The organism is Microbacterium sp. nov. GSS16 (assembly GCF_028198145.1).
In the GTDB taxonomy this organism is placed as follows: Bacteria; Actinomycetota; Actinomycetes; order Actinomycetales; family Microbacteriaceae; genus Microbacterium.
This window is the reverse complement of record NZ_CP116338.1, coordinates 1,399,749-1,416,007: the sequence shown is the minus strand read 5'-3', so window position 1 is coordinate 1,416,007 and position 16,259 is coordinate 1,399,749. Positions and strand designations below refer to the sequence as shown.

Genomic DNA, 16,259 nt, shown 5'->3' with positions numbered 1-16,259 from the left:
GATGGTCAGCGCTGGCGGGCGCTCGGCGGGGCGTCCACACCCAGCGTCTCACCGCGGAAGAAGGCGGGGGCGAAGATCCGCTGCACGAGCATCAGCACCGCGCCGAAGATCAGCAGGCCGACGCCGATGAAGAACACGATGCCGATGCCGCCCTCGCCGTTCGCATCGACGCCGATCGCGATCGACCCGTAGTCCGGCGCGAGGCTGTCGATCGCGGTGATCACGAAGAGGACCAGCAGGATGATGCCGCCGACGAGCGGGCTGGCGAACTTGAAGAAGAAGTCCTTGCCCGAGTCGAACCACTGGCGGCGGAAGTACCACACGCACGACAGCGCCGTGATGCCGTAGTAGAAGCAGATCATCATGCCGAGCGCGAGGATCGTGTCCCACAGGGCGTCCTCGCTGAGGAAGCGCATCACGGCGTAGAACCCGCCCGCGACGAACGCCGACGCGATCGTGGCATATCCCGGGGTGAAGAAGCGCGGGTTGACGCGCGCGAACTTCTTGGGCATCGCGCCGTAGTGGCCCATCGCGAGCAGGGTGCGTGCGGGCGAGATGAACGTCGACTGCAGCGACGACGCCGACGAGGTGAGCACGGCGAGGGAGAGCAGGAAGGCGAGGCCGCCCATCACCGGTCCCGACAGCGCGAAGAACACATTGCCCCCGATGTCCTCGTTGGTCAGGCCCAGGCCCTCGTCGCCGATGCCCGAGTACATCAGGCTGCTGATGGTGAGCATCAGGTAGATGGCGATGATCGAGACCACCGTGAGCATCGCGGCGCGGCCGGGCGTGCGCTCGGGGTCCTTCGCCTCCTCGTTCATCGTGAGGGTGACGTCCCACCCCCAGAACATGAAGACGGATGCCGACAGACCCATCACGATCATCGAGAGCCCGCCCTGGATCTCGAACGGGTTGAACCACGCGAGCTCGGGCAGGTTCGCCTCGAACGCGCCGCCCTGCACGGTCTCGACGATCGCCATCGCGGCGAAGAGCACGAGGATCGCGACCTGGAACGCGACGAGGCCGTACTGCAGCTTCTGCGAGGTCGACACGTCGCGATACGACACCCACGTGGCGAGGGCGACGAAGATCAGGCACACCGCGACGTTCACGAACGGGTTGCGCGTGATCGACGCGATCTCCTCGTTGCCTGAGATCTGCGCGATCAGCAGGAAGAGGAAGTCCACGGCGATGCCGGCGAGATTCGACAGCACGAGGATCGTCGCGACGATCAGGCCCCACCCTGCCATCCATCCGACGTACGGACCGAACGCACGGGTGGCCCAGGTGAAGCTCGTGCCCGAATCGGGCATGGCTTTGTTGAGCTCGCGGTATCCGAAGGCGACGAGGAGCATCGGGATGAATCCGAGCAGCAGGATCGCGGGCACCTGGAACCCGACGGCGCCCACCGCGCCGCCGATGCCGGCGGTGTAGGTGTAGGCCGGGGCGATGCACGAGATGCCCATCACGAGGGCGCCGAGAACGCCGACGGTGCCGACGCTCAGGCCCTTGCGGGAGATTCCGGTCGTTACTCCGGAGTCGGGCGCCATCGCCCGATCGGTGCTGGACATCAACGTTCTCCTGCTTCGGCGCGGGTGCGCGGGACGACGATCATGGGGACGGGCAGCTCGTGCAGCATCTTCGCCGCTGTCGAGCCGAGGAAGAGACGACGGGGCTGGGCGAGACGGCTGGAACCGACCATGACGACCTCTCCCGGATGCCAGCGCAGGTGCGCCACGGCATCTTCGACGCTGTCTCCTGCCGCGCGCTCGACCTCGACGGCGACGCCCTCGGGAAGCGATGCCCGCACCTGGGCGAGCACGTCCTCTCCGTGCGCGTCCTGCGCCAGGGTGATCGCCCCGGTGTCGAGGCCGGTGGGCACGTCGAAGGGCACGAGCGAGACGAGGCGCAGGGTGCCGCGGGCTGCAGTGGCGAGCTCGACGGCGGCGTCGAGCAGGGCGTCGGCGCCGGCGCGGGTGCCGACCGCCGCGGTCACCCGAGGGATCGGCATTCCGGCGTCAGTGTCGCGGTGCGAGCCGGCAGGTGCCAGGGCGACGGGGATGGGCGAGGAGTGCACGAGCTCGGATGCCACCGAACCGAGCCGGTGTCGGCCGAGGGTGGAGCCGTTGCCGGCGCCCACGACGATGAGGCGCGCGTCGAATTCCTCACCGGCGGCGATGATGCCCTCGGCGAAGGACTCGTTGAAGCGCACGTGTCCGAGGCAGCGGATGTCGGCGGGCACCTGGGCGACGGCCGCTCGCAGCCACTCCTCGGCCTGGCCGCGCACGTGCGCCTCGAAGGCACGCTCCGGCGGGACCACCGCCGAGCTGCGGGTGCCTTCCGGCGGAAGAACGATGACGAGTTCGAGGTGCGCGTCGATGCTGCGCGCCAGCCTCGCCCCGAGAGCGAGGGCGTCGGCCCCGGCATCCGTCGCCGTGTAGCCGACGACGATCGACCCGGTCATGCCTCGGCGACCTCGGCGCCGGCCTTCTCGAGGATCTGCGCGGCGGCGAGGCGGCCCATCCGGATCGCGCCGTCGACGTGCTGGTAGCCGGCGCCCGCCATGTCGCTGCAGGCGAAGTGGATCGGACCGACGGCGGCGCGCAGATCGGCGCCGTAGCGGTGCAGACCGCCCATGTCGAAACTCGCGGCGTAGGCGCCGCGTGTCCACTCCTCGCTGCCCCAGTCGCTCTCGTAGTACACCACCGGGTTCTTCGCCTCGGGGCCGTAGTAGTGCGACAGCGACTCGAGGATGCGCTCCTTGCGCTCCTCGGCGCTCAGGGTGAACAGGTCGTCGGCGTTCTGGTCGCTGACGAAGCCGACCAGCGTGCCGCGCTCATCGCCGTAGTTGGTGTTGTCGTACGCCTCGTGAGAGAGCTCGTACGGGCTGAACGCGGTGCCGCTGAGGCCCTGCTCGCGCCAGAACGGGCGGTCGTAGACGGCGTGCACCTTGATCACGAAGCCCATCGAGAGGTGCTGGTGCAGCTGGTGCTGGCGGCGAGGCAGCGGTGGCACGAACGAGATGCGGTCGTACAGCACGGGTGCGTGCGCGAGGATCGCGTGCCTGGCGCGGACGATCATGCCGTCGGCGTGCGCGACGACTCCCTCCTCCGACCACTCCAGGGTGCGCACCGGCTGGTTCAGGAACACGTCGTCGCCGAGCCGCTCGGCGAGCAGCAGCGGAACCTGCTGGAGGCCGCCCACGACCCGCTTGTCGAGGATGAAGTCGGCATCGACGAGGTTCGAGTACGAGCCGGCCGAGGCGGCCATCAGCAGCGACTGCAGCAGGGAGAACGCGTGGGTCGGCTTGGTGAGCATGGCGGATCCGGTGGCGAACGCGAGGTTGCGCACGGCCTCGTCGTCGTCGGTCTGCTGGCGCAGCCAGGCATCCCAGGTGATCGCGTCCCACTCGGCGGCGTTCGGGTGCTCCCACGGACGGTCGGGATCGATCTCGGCGACCATCGCGTCGAGGCGCTCGCTGATCTCCGCGATCGTCGCCTCGGTCTCTTCAGAGACGGGGAACATCTCACCGGTGAAGCGGTGCAGCGTGCCGTCGGGGCCGACGTAGACGCTGTCTCCCTCGCGGTAGCGGTCGAAGGTCTCGAGGCCGAGCTCGACGATCGTCTCCTTCAGGGCATCCTGATCGGGCGAGACCCACTGCCCGCCGATCTCGAGCATCGCGCCCTCGATCGTGTCGGTCCACAGGCGCCCGCCCACGCGGTCCCGCGCCTCGAGCACGGCCACCGACAGGCCGGCCCTGCGCAGCTCGTTCGCCGCGGTGGTACCGGCGGCTCCCGCGCCGACGATGACGACGTCGCGCGTAATCTCGTGCTCTGCCATGGGTGATCTCCTTTGATGCGGAATGTTCGTCGGGAATGTGTCGGCCGCGACCCCTGATCCCCCGACCAGGGTCGCGGCCGACCGTCTCAGGCGCGCTCGAGCGCGGTGGCGAGGACGTCGAGGCCCTCGTTCAGCAGGTCGTCGCCGATCGACAGCGGCGGCAGGAAGCGGATGACATTGCCGAACGTGCCGCAGGTGAGGATGATGACGCCCTCGGCGACGCAGGCCTTGGCGACCGCCGCGGTCAGCGCGGCATCGGGAGCGCCCGTCTCGGCGTCGACGAACTCGACGGCGATCATGGCGCCGTGCCCGCGGATGTCGCCCAGTCGGGCGTCGCTGTCGCGCATCGCCCGCAGGCGCGTGGTGAGCACCTCGCCGATCTGGCGGGCGCGTTCGATGAGGCCGTCGTTCTCGAAGGCGTCGATCGCGGCGAGCGCTGCGGCGCAGGCGATCGGGTTGCCGCCGTAGGTGCCGCCGAGGCCGCCCGCATGCGCCGCGTCCATGATCTCGGCGCGGCCGGTGACGCCGGCGAGCGGGAGACCGGCGGCGATGCCCTTGGCGGTGGTGACCAGGTCGGGCTCGATGCCGAAGATCTCGCTGGCGAACATCGCGCCGGTGCGGGCGAAGCCCGTCTGCACCTCATCGGCGATGAAGACCACGCCGTTGTCGCGGCACCAGGCGACGACGGCATCGAGGAACCCGTCGGCGGGGACGATGAACCCGCCCTCACCCTGGATCGGCTCGATGATCACGGCGGCCAGGCTGTCTGCCCCGATCTGCTTCTCGATGAGGGTGATGGCGCGCTCGGCCGCCTCGGCACCGGTCAGGCCGTCACGGTACGGGTACGAGCCGGGCACGCGGTAGACCTCGGGCGCGAACGGACCGAAGCCGGCCTTGTACGGCATCGCCTTGGCGGTGAGCGCCATGGTGAGGTTGGTGCGGCCGTGGTAGCCGTGGTCGAAGGCGACCACCGCCTGGCGGCCGGTGTGCTTGCGGGCGATCTTGATGGCGTTCTCGACGGCCTCCGCGCCGGAGTTGAACAGGGCGGTCTTCTTGGCGAAGTCGCCCGGCGTGAGGCGGTTGAGCGCCTCGGCGACGTCGACGTACGACTCGTACGGCGAGACCATGAAGCAGGTGTGGGTGAACTGCGCCGCCTGCGCCGCGACGGCGGCCGCGACCTTCGGGTGCGCGTTGCCGACACTGGTCACGGCGATTCCCGAGCCGAGGTCGATGAGCGAGTTGCCGTCGGCGTCGACGACGACGCCGCCGCCCGCGGCGACGACCGAGACGGGCATGGAGTGCGCGACCCCCGACGCGACCGCGTCGGCCTTGCGGGCGAGGATCGCCGCCGAGCGCGGCCCGGGGAGTTCTGTGACGATGCGACGGACCTGCTCGAGGGTGGGTCCGCCTGCGGGAATCGTGGAGGTCTCGTCGATGAGGGTCATGAGGCGAGGCTACGACTCGGTTCGGCTGGATGCACTCGCCGGAGCGTACACTTCTGAATACGCTTTCGCCGTACCGTACAAGATCGAGGAGACATCGGTGGAGATCGCCGCACCGCCCACGCTGCGCACACTGCTCGGGCGCGCGGATCTGCGATTGAGCCTGGTATCCGCCGAGGACTCCCTCACCCTCGGATCGCTCGACCTGCCCGTTCGCGGTGTGCACAGCTCCGACCTCGTCGATCCCACGCCGTTCCTCGCCGACGATCTGGTGCTGATGACCACGGGCAGCCAGTTCGCCGAGCACGACGAGCGCGGGGTCGCCGACTACGTCGCCCGTCTCGTGCGCCGCGGCGTGCGGGCGCTGGGTTTCGGCTCGGGTGTGCACCGGGTGGGACCGCCCGACGAGCTCGTCGTCGCGTGTGCGACGGCGGGACTCGCCCTGTTCGATGTGCCCTACGACATCCCCTTCATCGCGGTCGCCCGCGCGCACGCGGAGGCGATGGCCTCGCACGCGTACGCGCGACGCACCTGGGCGCTGGAGGTGCAACGGGCTCTGGCCGTGGCGGCCCTGCGTCCGCGGGGGCTGGAGGCCACGCTCGCGGAGCTCGCTCGGCGGCTCGGCTGCTGGGTGGGGCTGTTCGATTCGAGCGGGACGATCGCTCAGGAGCATCCGTCCGCTCCCGCCCACGGCGCGGAAGCCGTCGCGGACGCCGTCGCCGACCTGCTGGGCAGGGGAACGACCGCGACGCGCTCGCTCGACGTGGCCGACGGCACCGTGACGCTCTTCACCCTCGGCCGCAGCTCGCAGCTGAAGGGGGTGATCGCCGTCGACCTCAGCCCCATCGATGCCGAGGCGCGCGCCGTCATCACCACGGCGATCGCCATGGCAGGCCTGGCGCTCGAGCAGAGCGAGCAGCTCGCCCGCGGCCGCCGCAGGATGCACACCCAGCTGCTCGCCTCGCTGCGTGCGGATGATCCCACCCTCGCCCGGCGCACCCTCGGCGCGCTGCCTCCCGCGCCGATGGTCGTGGCGACCGCCGCCGACGCGCCGGTCGATGCGATCGTCGGCTGGTTCGAGCGGCAGCGGTCGGTAGGCGGCACCGTCTCATTCGTCGGGGAGGATGCCGACGGACTGACGATGTGCCTCGGCGCATCGTCGCGAGGGCTGCTCGATCAGGTGGCGGAGCGCTTCGGCATCCGGATCGGCGTATCCGAGCCCGCAGAGTACGCCGCATTCTCGCACGCGCATGCGCAGGCCACGACCGCTCTGCAGCGTGCCGGCGGCGGAGGGGTGATCGGCTACCACGACGTCGAATCCGGCGGGGTGCTCGACGCCCTCGTCTCGGCCGAGACGCGCACGCTGGCCCGCACCAGGCTCGCACCGCTGCGCGCGCACGACGCCACCACGGGCGCCGAGCTCGAGCGGACCCTGCGTACCTGGCTCGAGCACGACGCGCGCGGCGAGCAGACCGCAGCGGCTCTCGGCATCCACCGGCACACTCTTCGCAGCCGCATCGCGCAGGCCGCGACGCTGCTCGGCAGCGATCTGTCGTCCTTCCCCGCTCGCGCCGAGCTGTGGGCGACGCTGCGCGCGGCCGGGTGACTGCGCGACCTCAGCGCGGTGCGTGCGCCTCGAGGAACTCGTACACATCCGTCGTGTCGACGCCCGGGAACGATCCGGTCGGCAGCGTCGCGAGCAGGGTGCGCGGGGTGCGCACATTCGGCCAGGCCTGGTCGCGCCAGCGCTGCTCGAGCTCGGCGGGCGCGCGCCGGCAGCACGTCTCGACGGAGTGCTTCGACACGCCGCGGTTGGGCGTGTCGCGGCCGACGAACCATTTCGTGTCGTCGAAGCGCACACCCACGCTCACCGAGTGCAGGCCCTCGCTCGACGGCTCGACGCGCGCCGTGCACCAGTAGGTGCCGTTGCCCGTGTCGGTGTACTGGTAGTACGGGTTGAACCGGTCGTCCACGTCGAACACCTCGCGGCTCGTCCACCGGCGGCAGCACATCTGCCCCTCGATCGAGCCGAGGCGGTCGGTCGGGAAGTTCACGTCGTCGTTCTCGTACGCCTTGGTGATGGTTCCCGACTCGTGCACCTTGAGGAAATGAACCGGGATGCCGAGGTGCCGGGTCGCCAGGTTGGTGAAGCGGTGCGCGGCGGTCTCGTACGAGACCGAGTACGCGTCGCGGACGTCTTCGATGGAGATGGCGCGTCGCCCCTTGGCGTCCTGCAGCACCGGCACGACGTGGGATTCGGGCACGAGCAGGGCGCCGGTGAGGTAGTTCGTCTCGACGCGCTGGCGCAGGAACTCGGCGTAGCTGCGCGGCTCCGAGTGACCGAGGATGCGGCTCGACAGCGCCTGCAGCACGGCCGTGCGCGCGTCGCCCTTGGCGGGAATGCTGCTCGAGAGATACAGCCGGCCGTGCGCGAGGTCGGCGACGCTGCGGGTCGACTGCGGCAGGTCGGAGGCGTAGTGCAGGGTGAAGCCGAGGTGCGCGGCGATCTCAGACGCGGTGCGCTGCGTGAGCGGCCCCCCTGGGTGGTCGACGGCGTCGAGGATCTCGCGGGCCTGCGCCTCGAGATCGGCGAAGTAGTTGTCCTGTGTGCGCATCAGGTGACGCAGCTCGAGGTTGGCGCGACGCGCCTCCTCCGGGGTCGCCGCGCGCTCGTCGCGCAGTCGCTCGATCTCGCCGTGCAGCGCGAGCATCGCATCGATCGCGTCATCCGACAGGGACTTCCCGATCCGGAATGCGGGGATGCCAAGGGCGCGGAACGTCTGCCCCTTCATGGCGCGCTCGAGGGCGATCTCCTTCGTAGCCCTCTCGTCGAGCGGCTCGCCCTCGAGCAGGCCATCGAGGCTGGTGCCGAGCACCTTCGCGATCGTCTGCAGCAGGGTGAGCTTCGGTTCCCGCTTGCCGGTCTCGAACATCGACACCTGACTGGGCGCACGGTCGATGCGTGTCGCGAGCTCTTCCAGCGTCATGCCCTGCGCGGTGCGCAGCTGGCGGATGCGCCGGCCGATGGTCAGCGCATCGGAGCCGTCGTGATCCTGATCCGGGGTCATGGGAAGCAGTCTGTCACAAAAACAGAAATCTGGCCGAACTTCTCCCCCGGAATGGTCAAGCGCTCCGGCGTTCTTCACCCACAGTGGTGTCAAAGCCCGGTTTCCCGGGCCGACCGCACATCTCACGGAGGAGACAGATCATGAGCATTCCCACTGCGACCGCACCGACTCGCACCGTCGTCGACGCAGCCGTCTCCGCCGGACTCGGCCCGACGCTGCACATCACCGGACCGGTGCTCGAGCGCCAGGACGAGATCCTCACCGCGCCGGCGATCGCGTATCTCACCGAGCTGCATCACCGCTTCGGCGGACGTCGTCACGACCGGCTCGCCGACCGGATGCGCCGCCGCTTCGAGATCGGCAACGGGCACGACCCGCGCTTCCGCGACGACACCGCGCACATCCGCGACGACACCGACTGGCGGGTCGCCGGAGCCGGTCCCGGCCTCGAGGACCGTCGCGTGGAGATCACCGGCCCGACCGACCCGAAGATGACCATCAACGCCCTGAACTCCGGAGCCAATGTGTGGCTCGCCGACCTCGAGGACGCCACCAGCCCGACCTGGCGCAACATCATCGGCGGTCAGCTGTCGCTGCGCGACGCGATCCGCGGCGAGCTCACCCACACTTCGGGCGACGGCAGGGAGTACCGGGTCACCGCCGAGCGGACGCCCACCATCGTGATGCGCCCGCGCGGCTGGCACCTGAGCGAGAAGCACATCGACTTCACCGACCGCACGGGTCGCCGGCTCGCCGCATCCGGGTCGCTGGTCGACTTCGGGCTGTACTTCTTCCACAACGCGCAGGCCCTCATCGACGCGGGCCGCGGACCGTACTTCTACCTCGCCAAGCTCGAGTCCAGCGAAGAGGCCCGTCTCTGGAACGACATCTTCTCGTTCAGCGAGGAGTACCTCGGCCTGCGACACGGCACCATCCGCGCGACGGTGCTGATCGAGACCCTCCCGGCCGCCTTCGAGATGGACGAGATCCTCTACGAGCTGCGCGACCACTGCGCCGGTCTCAACGCCGGCCGCTGGGACTACATCTTCTCGATCATCAAGAACTACCGTGGCCGCGGCGCGCGGTTCGTGCTGCCCGACCGCAGCGAGGTCACGATGACCGTCCCGTTCATGCGGGCGTACACCGAGCTGCTGGTGAAGACCTGCCACCGGCGCGGAGCGCACGCGATCGGCGGCATGAGCGCGTTCATCCCCAGCCGCCACGACGCCGAGGCCACCGCCCGTGCGCTCGAGAAGGTGGCCGCCGACAAGCGTCGCGAGGCGGGTGACGGCTTCGACGGCACCTGGGTCGCCCATCCCGACCTCATCGCCACCGCGAGGGCCGAGTTCGACGCCGTGCTCGGCGAGCGCCCGAACCAGCTCGACCGCAGGCGCGACGACGTGGAGGTGACGGCATCGCAGCTGCTCGACCTGCGCATCGGCCGTCCGGTGACCGATGCCGGCGTGCGCGAGAACGTCTCGGTGGCCATCCGCTACCTCGAGGCGTGGCTGCGCGGTCAGGGCGCCGTGGCGATCGACGGCCTCATGGAAGACGCGGCCACCGCGGAGATCAGCCGCTCGCAGGTGTGGCAGTGGATCCACCAGGACCGCCGCACCGAGGCGGGGACGGCGATCACGGTCGAGCACGTCGAAGGCCTGATCCGCGAGGTGCTCGCCGAAGCCCCCCGCAGCGACGGCGACCGCTTCGATGACGCCGCCGAGATCTTCCGCGAGGTCACCCTGCAGCCCGAGTTCCCGGCCTTCCTCACCCTGCCGGCGTACTCGCGCTATCTGACCGACAACGACTGACCCGTCCCCACCCAACACGAAGGATTCGCCATGACCCGCTACCAGGACGACATCGACGCCATCCAGCAGCTGAAGGCCGCGCAGGGCGCCGGCTGGAGTGCCATCGACCCCGAATCGGCCGCGCGCATGCGCGCGCAGAACCGCTTCCGCACGGGACTCGAGATCGCGCAGTACACCGCCGACATCATGCGCCGCGACATGCAGGAGTACGACGCCGACTCCTCGGTCTTCACCCAGTCGCTCGGCGTCTGGCACGGCTTCATCGGCCAGCAGAAGATGATCTCGATCAAGAAGCACATGAAGTCGACGAACAAGCGCTACCTGTACCTGTCAGGCTGGATGGTCGCGGCCCTGCGCTCGGAGTTCGGACCCCTCCCCGATCAGTCGATGCACGAGAAGACCGCGGTTCCCGCGCTGATCGAAGAGCTCTACACCTTCCTCCGGCAGGCGGATGCCCGTGAGCTCGACCTCCTGTTCACTCAGCTCGACGCCGCCCGGGCTGCCGGCGATGAGACCGCTGCCGAGTTCATCCAGTCGCAGATCGACGGCTTCGAGACCCACGTCGTGCCGATCATCGCCGACATCGACGCCGGCTTCGGGAACCCGGAGGCGACGTACCTGCTCGCGAAGAAGATGATCGAGGCAGGCGCCTGCGCCATCCAGATCGAGAACCAGGTGTCGGACGAGAAGCAGTGCGGTCACCAGGACGGCAAGGTGACCGTCCCCCACGAGGACTTTCTCGCGAAGATCAACGCGGTGCGCTACGCCTTCCTCGAGCTCGGCATCGACAACGGTGTCATCGTCGCCCGCACCGACTCCCTCGGCGCCGGGCTCACGCAGAAGATCGCCGTCTCACGCCAGCCGGGCGATCTGGGAGATCTGTACAACTCGTTCCTCGACGTCGACGACATCGCCGCCGACGACCTCGGCGACGGCGATGTGGTGATCAAGCGGGACGGCCGGCTGGTGCGCCCCAAGCGCCTGCCGAGCAACCTGTACCGGTTCCGGCCCGGAACCGGCGAGGACCGCGTGGTGCTGGACTGCATCACCTCGCTGCAGCACGGCGCCGATCTGCTGTGGATCGAGACCGAGAAGCCGCACGTCGAGCAGATCGCCGGCATGGTCGATCGCATCCGCGAGGTCGTTCCGAACGCGAAGCTGGTCTACAACAACAGCCCGTCGTTCAACTGGACGCTGAACTTCCGGCAGCAGGCGTACGATCTGCTCGCCGAGCGCGGAGACGACGTCTCGGCATACGACCGCGACAAGCTCATGAGCGTCGAGTACGACGACACCGAGCTCGCGGCGCTGGCCGACGAGAAGATCCGCACGTTCCAGAGCGACGGGTCGGCAAGGGCCGGCATCTTCCACCACCTCATCACCCTGCCGACGTACCACACGGCCGCACTGTCGACCGATGACCTCGCGAAGGGGTACTTCGGGGACGAGGGCATGCTGGCCTACGTGAAGGGCGTGCAGCGCCGCGAGATCCGCGAGGGCATCGCCACCGTCAAGCACCAGAACATGGCGGGCTCCGACCTCGGCGACAACCACAAGGAGTACTTCGCCGGCGAGGCCGCGCTGAAGGCGGGCGGCCAGCACAACACCATGAACCAGTTCAGCTGACCCGCCCTTCGGCGGGCTCAGGGCCCCATCCTGGGACGCTGAGCCTGTCGAAGCGCACGCCTTGGGCCTCTGAGAATGTCGAAACCGCCCTTCGGCAGGCTCAGGGGCCCCATATGTGAGCCCGACGAGGGTCCCTGATAGGAGTGAGTCATGACATCCACCGCTGACCTCTACGACGTACACGGCGACGACCTGCAGTCCCTGTCCCTTCAGCTGCGCTCGTTCGGCGGGCGCAGCTCATTCGAAGGCCCGATCCGCACGGTGCGGTGCTTCCAGGACAACGCGCTGCTGAAGTCGCTGCTCTCGTCCCCCGGCGAGGGCGCGGTGCTCGTCGTCGACGGCGACGGGTCGTACGGCACGGCGCTGATGGGCGACATGATCGCGCAGCTCGCGATCGACAACGGCTGGGCCGGCGTCGTCATCCACGGCTGCATCCGCGACAGCGTCGCGATATCGACCATGCCACTCGGCGTGAAGGCGCTCGGCACCAATCCGCGCAAGAGCGGCAAGCAGGGCACCGGCGAGGCCGACGTCACGGTCGAGTTCGGCGGCGTCACCTTCCGCCCGGGTGCGCGAGTGTACGCCGACGAGGACGGCGTGCTCGTCGAGCACTGAGCACGGCATCCGGCATCGCGCACCCGACCCAGCAAGAATCCCGATTTCTCCGGATCGCGCGGTTTCGCGGTTTCTCGCCTGCGAATCCGACCGGTGCGGCGCCCGCCGCCGCGAGTACGATCGGAGTCGTGACCGAACGCGCCCCTCTCTCCCGCAAACTGTCCGCCATCGCCGAATCCGCCACTCTGAAGGTGGATGCCAAGGCCAAGGCTCTCAAGGCCGAGGGCAAGCCCGTCATCTCGTATGCCGCCGGCGAGCCCGACTTCGCGACGCCGCAGTTCATCGTGGATGCGGCGGCGAAGGCCCTCGCCGACCCGGCGAACTACCGCTACACCCCCGCTGCGGGTCTTCCCGAGCTGCGCGAGGCGATCGCCGCGAAGACGCTGCGCGACTCGGGCCTGGAGGTCTCGCCGTCGCAGATCATCGTCACCAACGGCGGCAAGCAGTCGGTGTATCAGGCGTTCCAGGCGGTCGTGAACCCCGGCGACGAGGTGCTGCTGCCCGCACCGTACTGGACGACCTATCCCGAGGCGATCCAGCTGGCCGACGGCGTGCCCGTCGAGGTGTTCGCGGGCGCAGACCAGGAGTACAAGGTCACCGTCGAGCAGCTCGAGGCCGCGCGCACCGAGCGCACCACCGTGCTCGTGTTCGTCTCGCCGTCGAACCCGACGGGCTCGGTCTACACCGCCGACGAGACGAAGGCGATCGCCGAGTGGGCGCTCGAGCACGGCATCTGGGTCATCAGCGACGAGATCTACCAGAACCTGACGTATGAGGGTGTGAAGGCCACCTCGATCGTCGAGGCGCTGCCCGCGATCGCGAACCAGACCATCCTCGTCAACGGCGTCGCGAAGACGTACGCGATGACCGGCTGGCGGGTCGGCTGGATGGTGGGGCCGGCGGATGCCATCAAGGTCGCCGCCAATCTGCAGTCGCACCTGTCGAGCAACGTCAACAACGTCGCCCAGCGCGGCGCGATCGCGGCTCTGAACGGTCCGCAGGACGAAGCCGAGAAGATGCGCGAGGCGTTCGATCGCCGTCGCAAGCTGATTGTGGCGGAGCTGTCGAAGATCGAGGGGATGGTCGTGCCCACCCCGACCGGCGCCTTCTACGTCTACCCCGACGTGCAGGGCCTGCTCGGGCGCACCTGGACGCGGCGCGACGGCAGCACCGTGACGCCGACCACCTCGCTCGAGCTCGCCGACTTCATCCTCGACGAGGCCGAGGTAGCCGTCGTGCCGGGCGAGGCCTTCGGCCCCTCGGGCTACCTGCGCCTGTCGTACGCACTGGGAGATGACCAGCTGATCGAGGGCGTGCAGCGCCTGCAGCGCCTCTTCTCGGTCTGAGGTCGGTCACCGGCTACTCGACACTCGATACCGGGTTCTGCCGTCAGCCCCGGTATCCGATGAGCCAGGGCACGCCGAAGCGGTCGACGAGCGTGCCGTCGTGGTCGCCCCACGGGCGCTTCTGCAGCGGGTCGATGATGCTGCCGCCCTCGGCGAGCGCGTCGAACCACGCCGCGAGCGTCTCAGGCTCCGCCGCACCCAGAAGCGAGAAGAACATGCCGTTCACCGACACCGTGCTCTCGCCGGCCGCGGCATCCGCCCCCGCCAGCTCGATCGGGCCGTCGAGCATGCCATGCGCGATCGCGTCGCCGGGACCGTCGGCGCGCCCCGCCTCGGCATAGGTGAACAGCCGCGTCTCACCGCCGAACACCGATGCGTAGAACGACAGCGCCTCTGCGGCGCTGCCGGGGAAGAGCAGATACGGGATCAGTCCGGTCATCCGGCGAGTGTACGCGCGGTGCCCCGTTCGATCTACAGGTCGACGCCGACGAGCACCGGCTCGGGCTGCAGCAGCAGCCCGAACTCGGCGTGCACGCGGCTCTGGATGAACCTGGCCAGCTCGCTCAGCTCGGCCGCGGTCGCGCCGCCCCTGTTGCTGAGCGCGAGCGCGTGCTTGGTCGACAGCCCCGCGCGGGACTGCGGCAGACGGAATCCCTTGCGGATGCCGGTGTTCTCGATCAGCCATGCGGCGCTGACCTTCACCGAGGCGACGGGCTTCTCCTCCCGCGGTGCGAGTCCGTAGTACGAATCCAGCGGGATGACGGTCACCGAGTCGAGATCCGGCTCGACGGGCCACCGCGGGCACTCCGGCGGGAGGGTCCGCGCCACGGGCTCGGGCACGATCGCATTCTGGAAGAACGAGCCGGCGCTCCACGTGTCGGGGTCGTCGGCGTCGAGCAGCATGCCCTTCGCGGCGCGCGTCTCGAGGATCCGGGAGCGCACCCAAGCGAGCGGAACGGCCTCGTAGTCCTCCAGTCCCAGGGCTCGGCGCAGCTGCTCGCCGCGCACCACGCGCCCTGCATCGCCCGTGACGGCGAGGTCGAGGGTCACCGAGACGATCACGGCGCGCCGGCCCTCGGCCTCGCCGTAGTGGTGCTTGAGCACGGAGGTGCGAAAGCCCAGGCCGAGATCGGCCGCCGGCAGCACGACGGGGGTGTCTTCGTGCTCGTCGATCAGCTCGACCTCGACGAGCGTCTCCTGGATCTCCTGCCCGTACGCCCCCACGTTCTGCACCGGAGCGGCGCCGACGGTGCCGGGGATTCCGCTCATCGCCTCGATGCCGGCGTAACCGCGCTCGACGGTGTAGGCGACCAGGGCATCCCAGTTGTGTCCGGCCTGCACGCGCAGCCGGACGCGGCCCTCGTGCGGCGACGGCAGCTCTTCGATGCCCTCGGTGAGCACACGGATCACCGTGCCCTCGAAGGGCGCATCGCCGACGAACAGGTTCGATCCGCCTCCCAGCACGAACCAGTCCTCACCGGCTGCCCAGACATCCTGCAGCGCGGCAAGCAGCTGTTCGCGGGTGCGCGCCTCGAGCATCCGCTGCGGGGCCGCGCCGGTGCGCAGCGTGGTGAGCTCGCGCAGGGCGACGGGGGTGACCTCGATCACGTCGGCGGATGCCATGTCAGAGCGCGACCCGCAGCTGGGCCTTCACGAGCACGGTCGTCTCGGCCGCCTTCACGGTGAGATCGATGCGCGCAGCGACCTCATCGACGGCGCCGACCTTCGCGACGATCTGCACGTCGGCGCCCGCCTCGGCGTCGACCACGACCGGCTTGGTGAAGCGGACGCCGTAGTCGACCACGCGCGTGTCGGCGGGCAGAGCGGAGAGCACGACCGACGAGGCGATGCCCATGGTCAGCATCCCGTGCGCGAGTACGCCGGGGAGGCCCACCGCGGCGGCCACGTCATCGCGGTAGTGGATCGGGTTGAAGTCGCCGGAGGCGCCGGCGTAGCGCACGAGCGATTCGCGGGTGAGGTGCACGATGCGCTCGGCGATGACGTCACCGACCGTGAACTCGGCCATCACGCGGCCTCCCCTTCGCTGTCGGAGCCGACCAGCAGCACGCTGACGGCCGTGACGACGTGCGCGCCCGCGGCATCGGTGATGCTCGCCTCGCTCGTGATCATCGCGTTGCCGCCCATCGACCGGATGCCCGTGACGGCCAGCTGCGCGGTGAGCTCGTCTCCGGCGACGATCGGTCGCGTGTACCGGAAGCGCTGCTCGGCGTGGATCGTGCGCGCGAGGACGATGCCCGAGTCGGGCTCGCTGAGCAGCTGCTGCAGAGTGAGGTCCTGGATCACCATCGGGAATGTGGGCGGCGCCACGACATCGGAGTAGCCTGCGGCACGAGCCGCGTCGACATCGATGTGCTGCGGGGCGTCGGCGAAGACGGCGCGGGCGAACTCGCGCACTTTCTCACGGCCGACGAGGTACGGGGCCGTCGGCGGGAACTCCCTGCCGACCAGTTCACTGTTCACGGGCACCCCACGATCCTACCGGGGAGCCCTGAA

At 69.5% G+C, this 16,259-nt stretch carries 14 protein-coding genes; 5 read left to right on the top strand and 9 right to left on the bottom strand.

Going from position 1 to position 16,259, the window contains the following annotated elements; genetic code table 11:
• Window positions 1-5: 5 nt before the first annotated feature.
• From PGB26_RS06665 to gabT, 4 genes are all read right to left on the bottom strand, one after another.
• Complete coding sequence (locus PGB26_RS06665) at window positions 6-1,571, bottom strand: APC family permease (RefSeq protein WP_271639550.1); 1,566 nt, start codon at window positions 1,569-1,571, stop codon at window positions 6-8.
• Complete coding sequence (locus PGB26_RS06660; RefSeq protein WP_271639549.1) at window positions 1,571-2,464, bottom strand: universal stress protein; 894 nt, start codon at window positions 2,462-2,464, stop codon at window positions 1,571-1,573. The genes PGB26_RS06665 and PGB26_RS06660 overlap by 1 nt, the downstream gene beginning before the upstream one ends.
• Window positions 2,461-3,840 carry a flavin monoamine oxidase family protein gene (locus PGB26_RS06655; RefSeq protein WP_271639548.1) on the bottom strand — a complete coding sequence of 460 codons (1,380 nt, stop codon included), beginning with the start codon at window positions 3,838-3,840 and terminating at the stop codon, window positions 2,461-2,463. The genes PGB26_RS06660 and PGB26_RS06655 overlap by 4 nt, the downstream gene beginning before the upstream one ends.
• Before the next feature lie 86 nt (window positions 3,841-3,926).
• The gene (gene gabT, locus PGB26_RS06650; RefSeq protein WP_271639547.1) at window positions 3,927-5,285 is read right to left on the bottom strand and encodes a 4-aminobutyrate--2-oxoglutarate transaminase; all 1,359 of its coding nucleotides are present in this window, start codon (window positions 5,283-5,285) and stop codon (window positions 3,927-3,929) included.
• A 97-nt stretch (window positions 5,286-5,382) separates the two neighbouring features.
• On the opposite strand from gabT, the gene PGB26_RS06645 reads away from it, so the two are divergent.
• Entirely contained in the window at window positions 5,383-6,888 is a 1,506-nt protein-coding gene (locus PGB26_RS06645; protein ID WP_271639546.1) for a helix-turn-helix domain-containing protein, read from the top strand.
• 10 nt (window positions 6,889-6,898) lie between these two features.
• On the opposite strand, the gene PGB26_RS06640 is transcribed toward PGB26_RS06645, so the two are convergent.
• On the bottom strand, window positions 6,899-8,350 hold the full coding sequence (locus PGB26_RS06640) for an XRE family transcriptional regulator (RefSeq protein WP_271639545.1): 1,452 nt from the start codon (window positions 8,348-8,350) through the stop codon (window positions 6,899-6,901).
• A gap of 140 nt (window positions 8,351-8,490) precedes the next feature.
• Between PGB26_RS06640 and aceB the strand changes: the two genes are divergently transcribed.
• The 4 genes from aceB to PGB26_RS06620 all read left to right on the top strand — a co-directional run bounded on the left by aceB (window position 8,491) and on the right by PGB26_RS06620 (window position 13,745).
• Window positions 8,491-10,158, top strand: a complete 1,668-nt coding sequence (gene aceB, locus PGB26_RS06635; RefSeq protein ID WP_271639544.1) for a malate synthase A — start codon at window positions 8,491-8,493, stop codon at window positions 10,156-10,158.
• Window positions 10,159-10,188: 30 nt separating this feature from the next.
• Window positions 10,189-11,784 carry an isocitrate lyase gene (locus PGB26_RS06630; RefSeq protein ID WP_271639543.1) on the top strand — a complete coding sequence of 532 codons (1,596 nt, stop codon included), beginning with the start codon at window positions 10,189-10,191 and terminating at the stop codon, window positions 11,782-11,784.
• A gap of 150 nt (window positions 11,785-11,934) precedes the next feature.
• Complete coding sequence (gene rraA, locus PGB26_RS06625) at window positions 11,935-12,399, top strand: ribonuclease E activity regulator RraA (protein ID WP_271639542.1); 465 nt, start codon at window positions 11,935-11,937, stop codon at window positions 12,397-12,399.
• Window positions 12,400-12,527: 128 nt separating this feature from the next.
• Window positions 12,528-13,745 (top strand): pyridoxal phosphate-dependent aminotransferase, encoded by a 1,218-nt coding sequence (locus PGB26_RS06620; protein WP_271639541.1) that lies wholly within the window; start codon window positions 12,528-12,530, stop codon window positions 13,743-13,745.
• 43 nt (window positions 13,746-13,788) lie between these two features.
• On the opposite strand, the gene PGB26_RS06615 is transcribed toward PGB26_RS06620, so the two are convergent.
• The 4 genes from PGB26_RS06615 to PGB26_RS06600 are packed head-to-tail and all read right to left on the bottom strand — an operon-like array spanning window position 13,789 to window position 16,232.
• Window positions 13,789-14,184: a VOC family protein gene (locus PGB26_RS06615; protein WP_271639540.1), complete on the bottom strand. Its 396-nt coding sequence runs from the start codon at window positions 14,182-14,184 to the stop codon at window positions 13,789-13,791.
• A gap of 32 nt (window positions 14,185-14,216) precedes the next feature.
• Window positions 14,217-15,353: a UDP-N-acetylmuramate dehydrogenase gene (locus PGB26_RS06610; RefSeq protein ID WP_271639611.1), complete on the bottom strand. Its 1,137-nt coding sequence runs from the start codon at window positions 15,351-15,353 to the stop codon at window positions 14,217-14,219.
• A 16-nt stretch (window positions 15,354-15,369) separates the two neighbouring features.
• Window positions 15,370-15,771, bottom strand: coding sequence for a MaoC/PaaZ C-terminal domain-containing protein (locus PGB26_RS06605; protein ID WP_271639539.1), 402 nt, complete (start codon window positions 15,769-15,771; stop codon window positions 15,370-15,372).
• Window positions 15,771-16,232, bottom strand: coding sequence for an FAS1-like dehydratase domain-containing protein (locus tag PGB26_RS06600; RefSeq protein WP_271639538.1), 462 nt, complete (start codon window positions 16,230-16,232; stop codon window positions 15,771-15,773). The genes PGB26_RS06605 and PGB26_RS06600 overlap by 1 nt, the downstream gene beginning before the upstream one ends.
• Window positions 16,233-16,259: the final 27 nt, after the last annotated feature.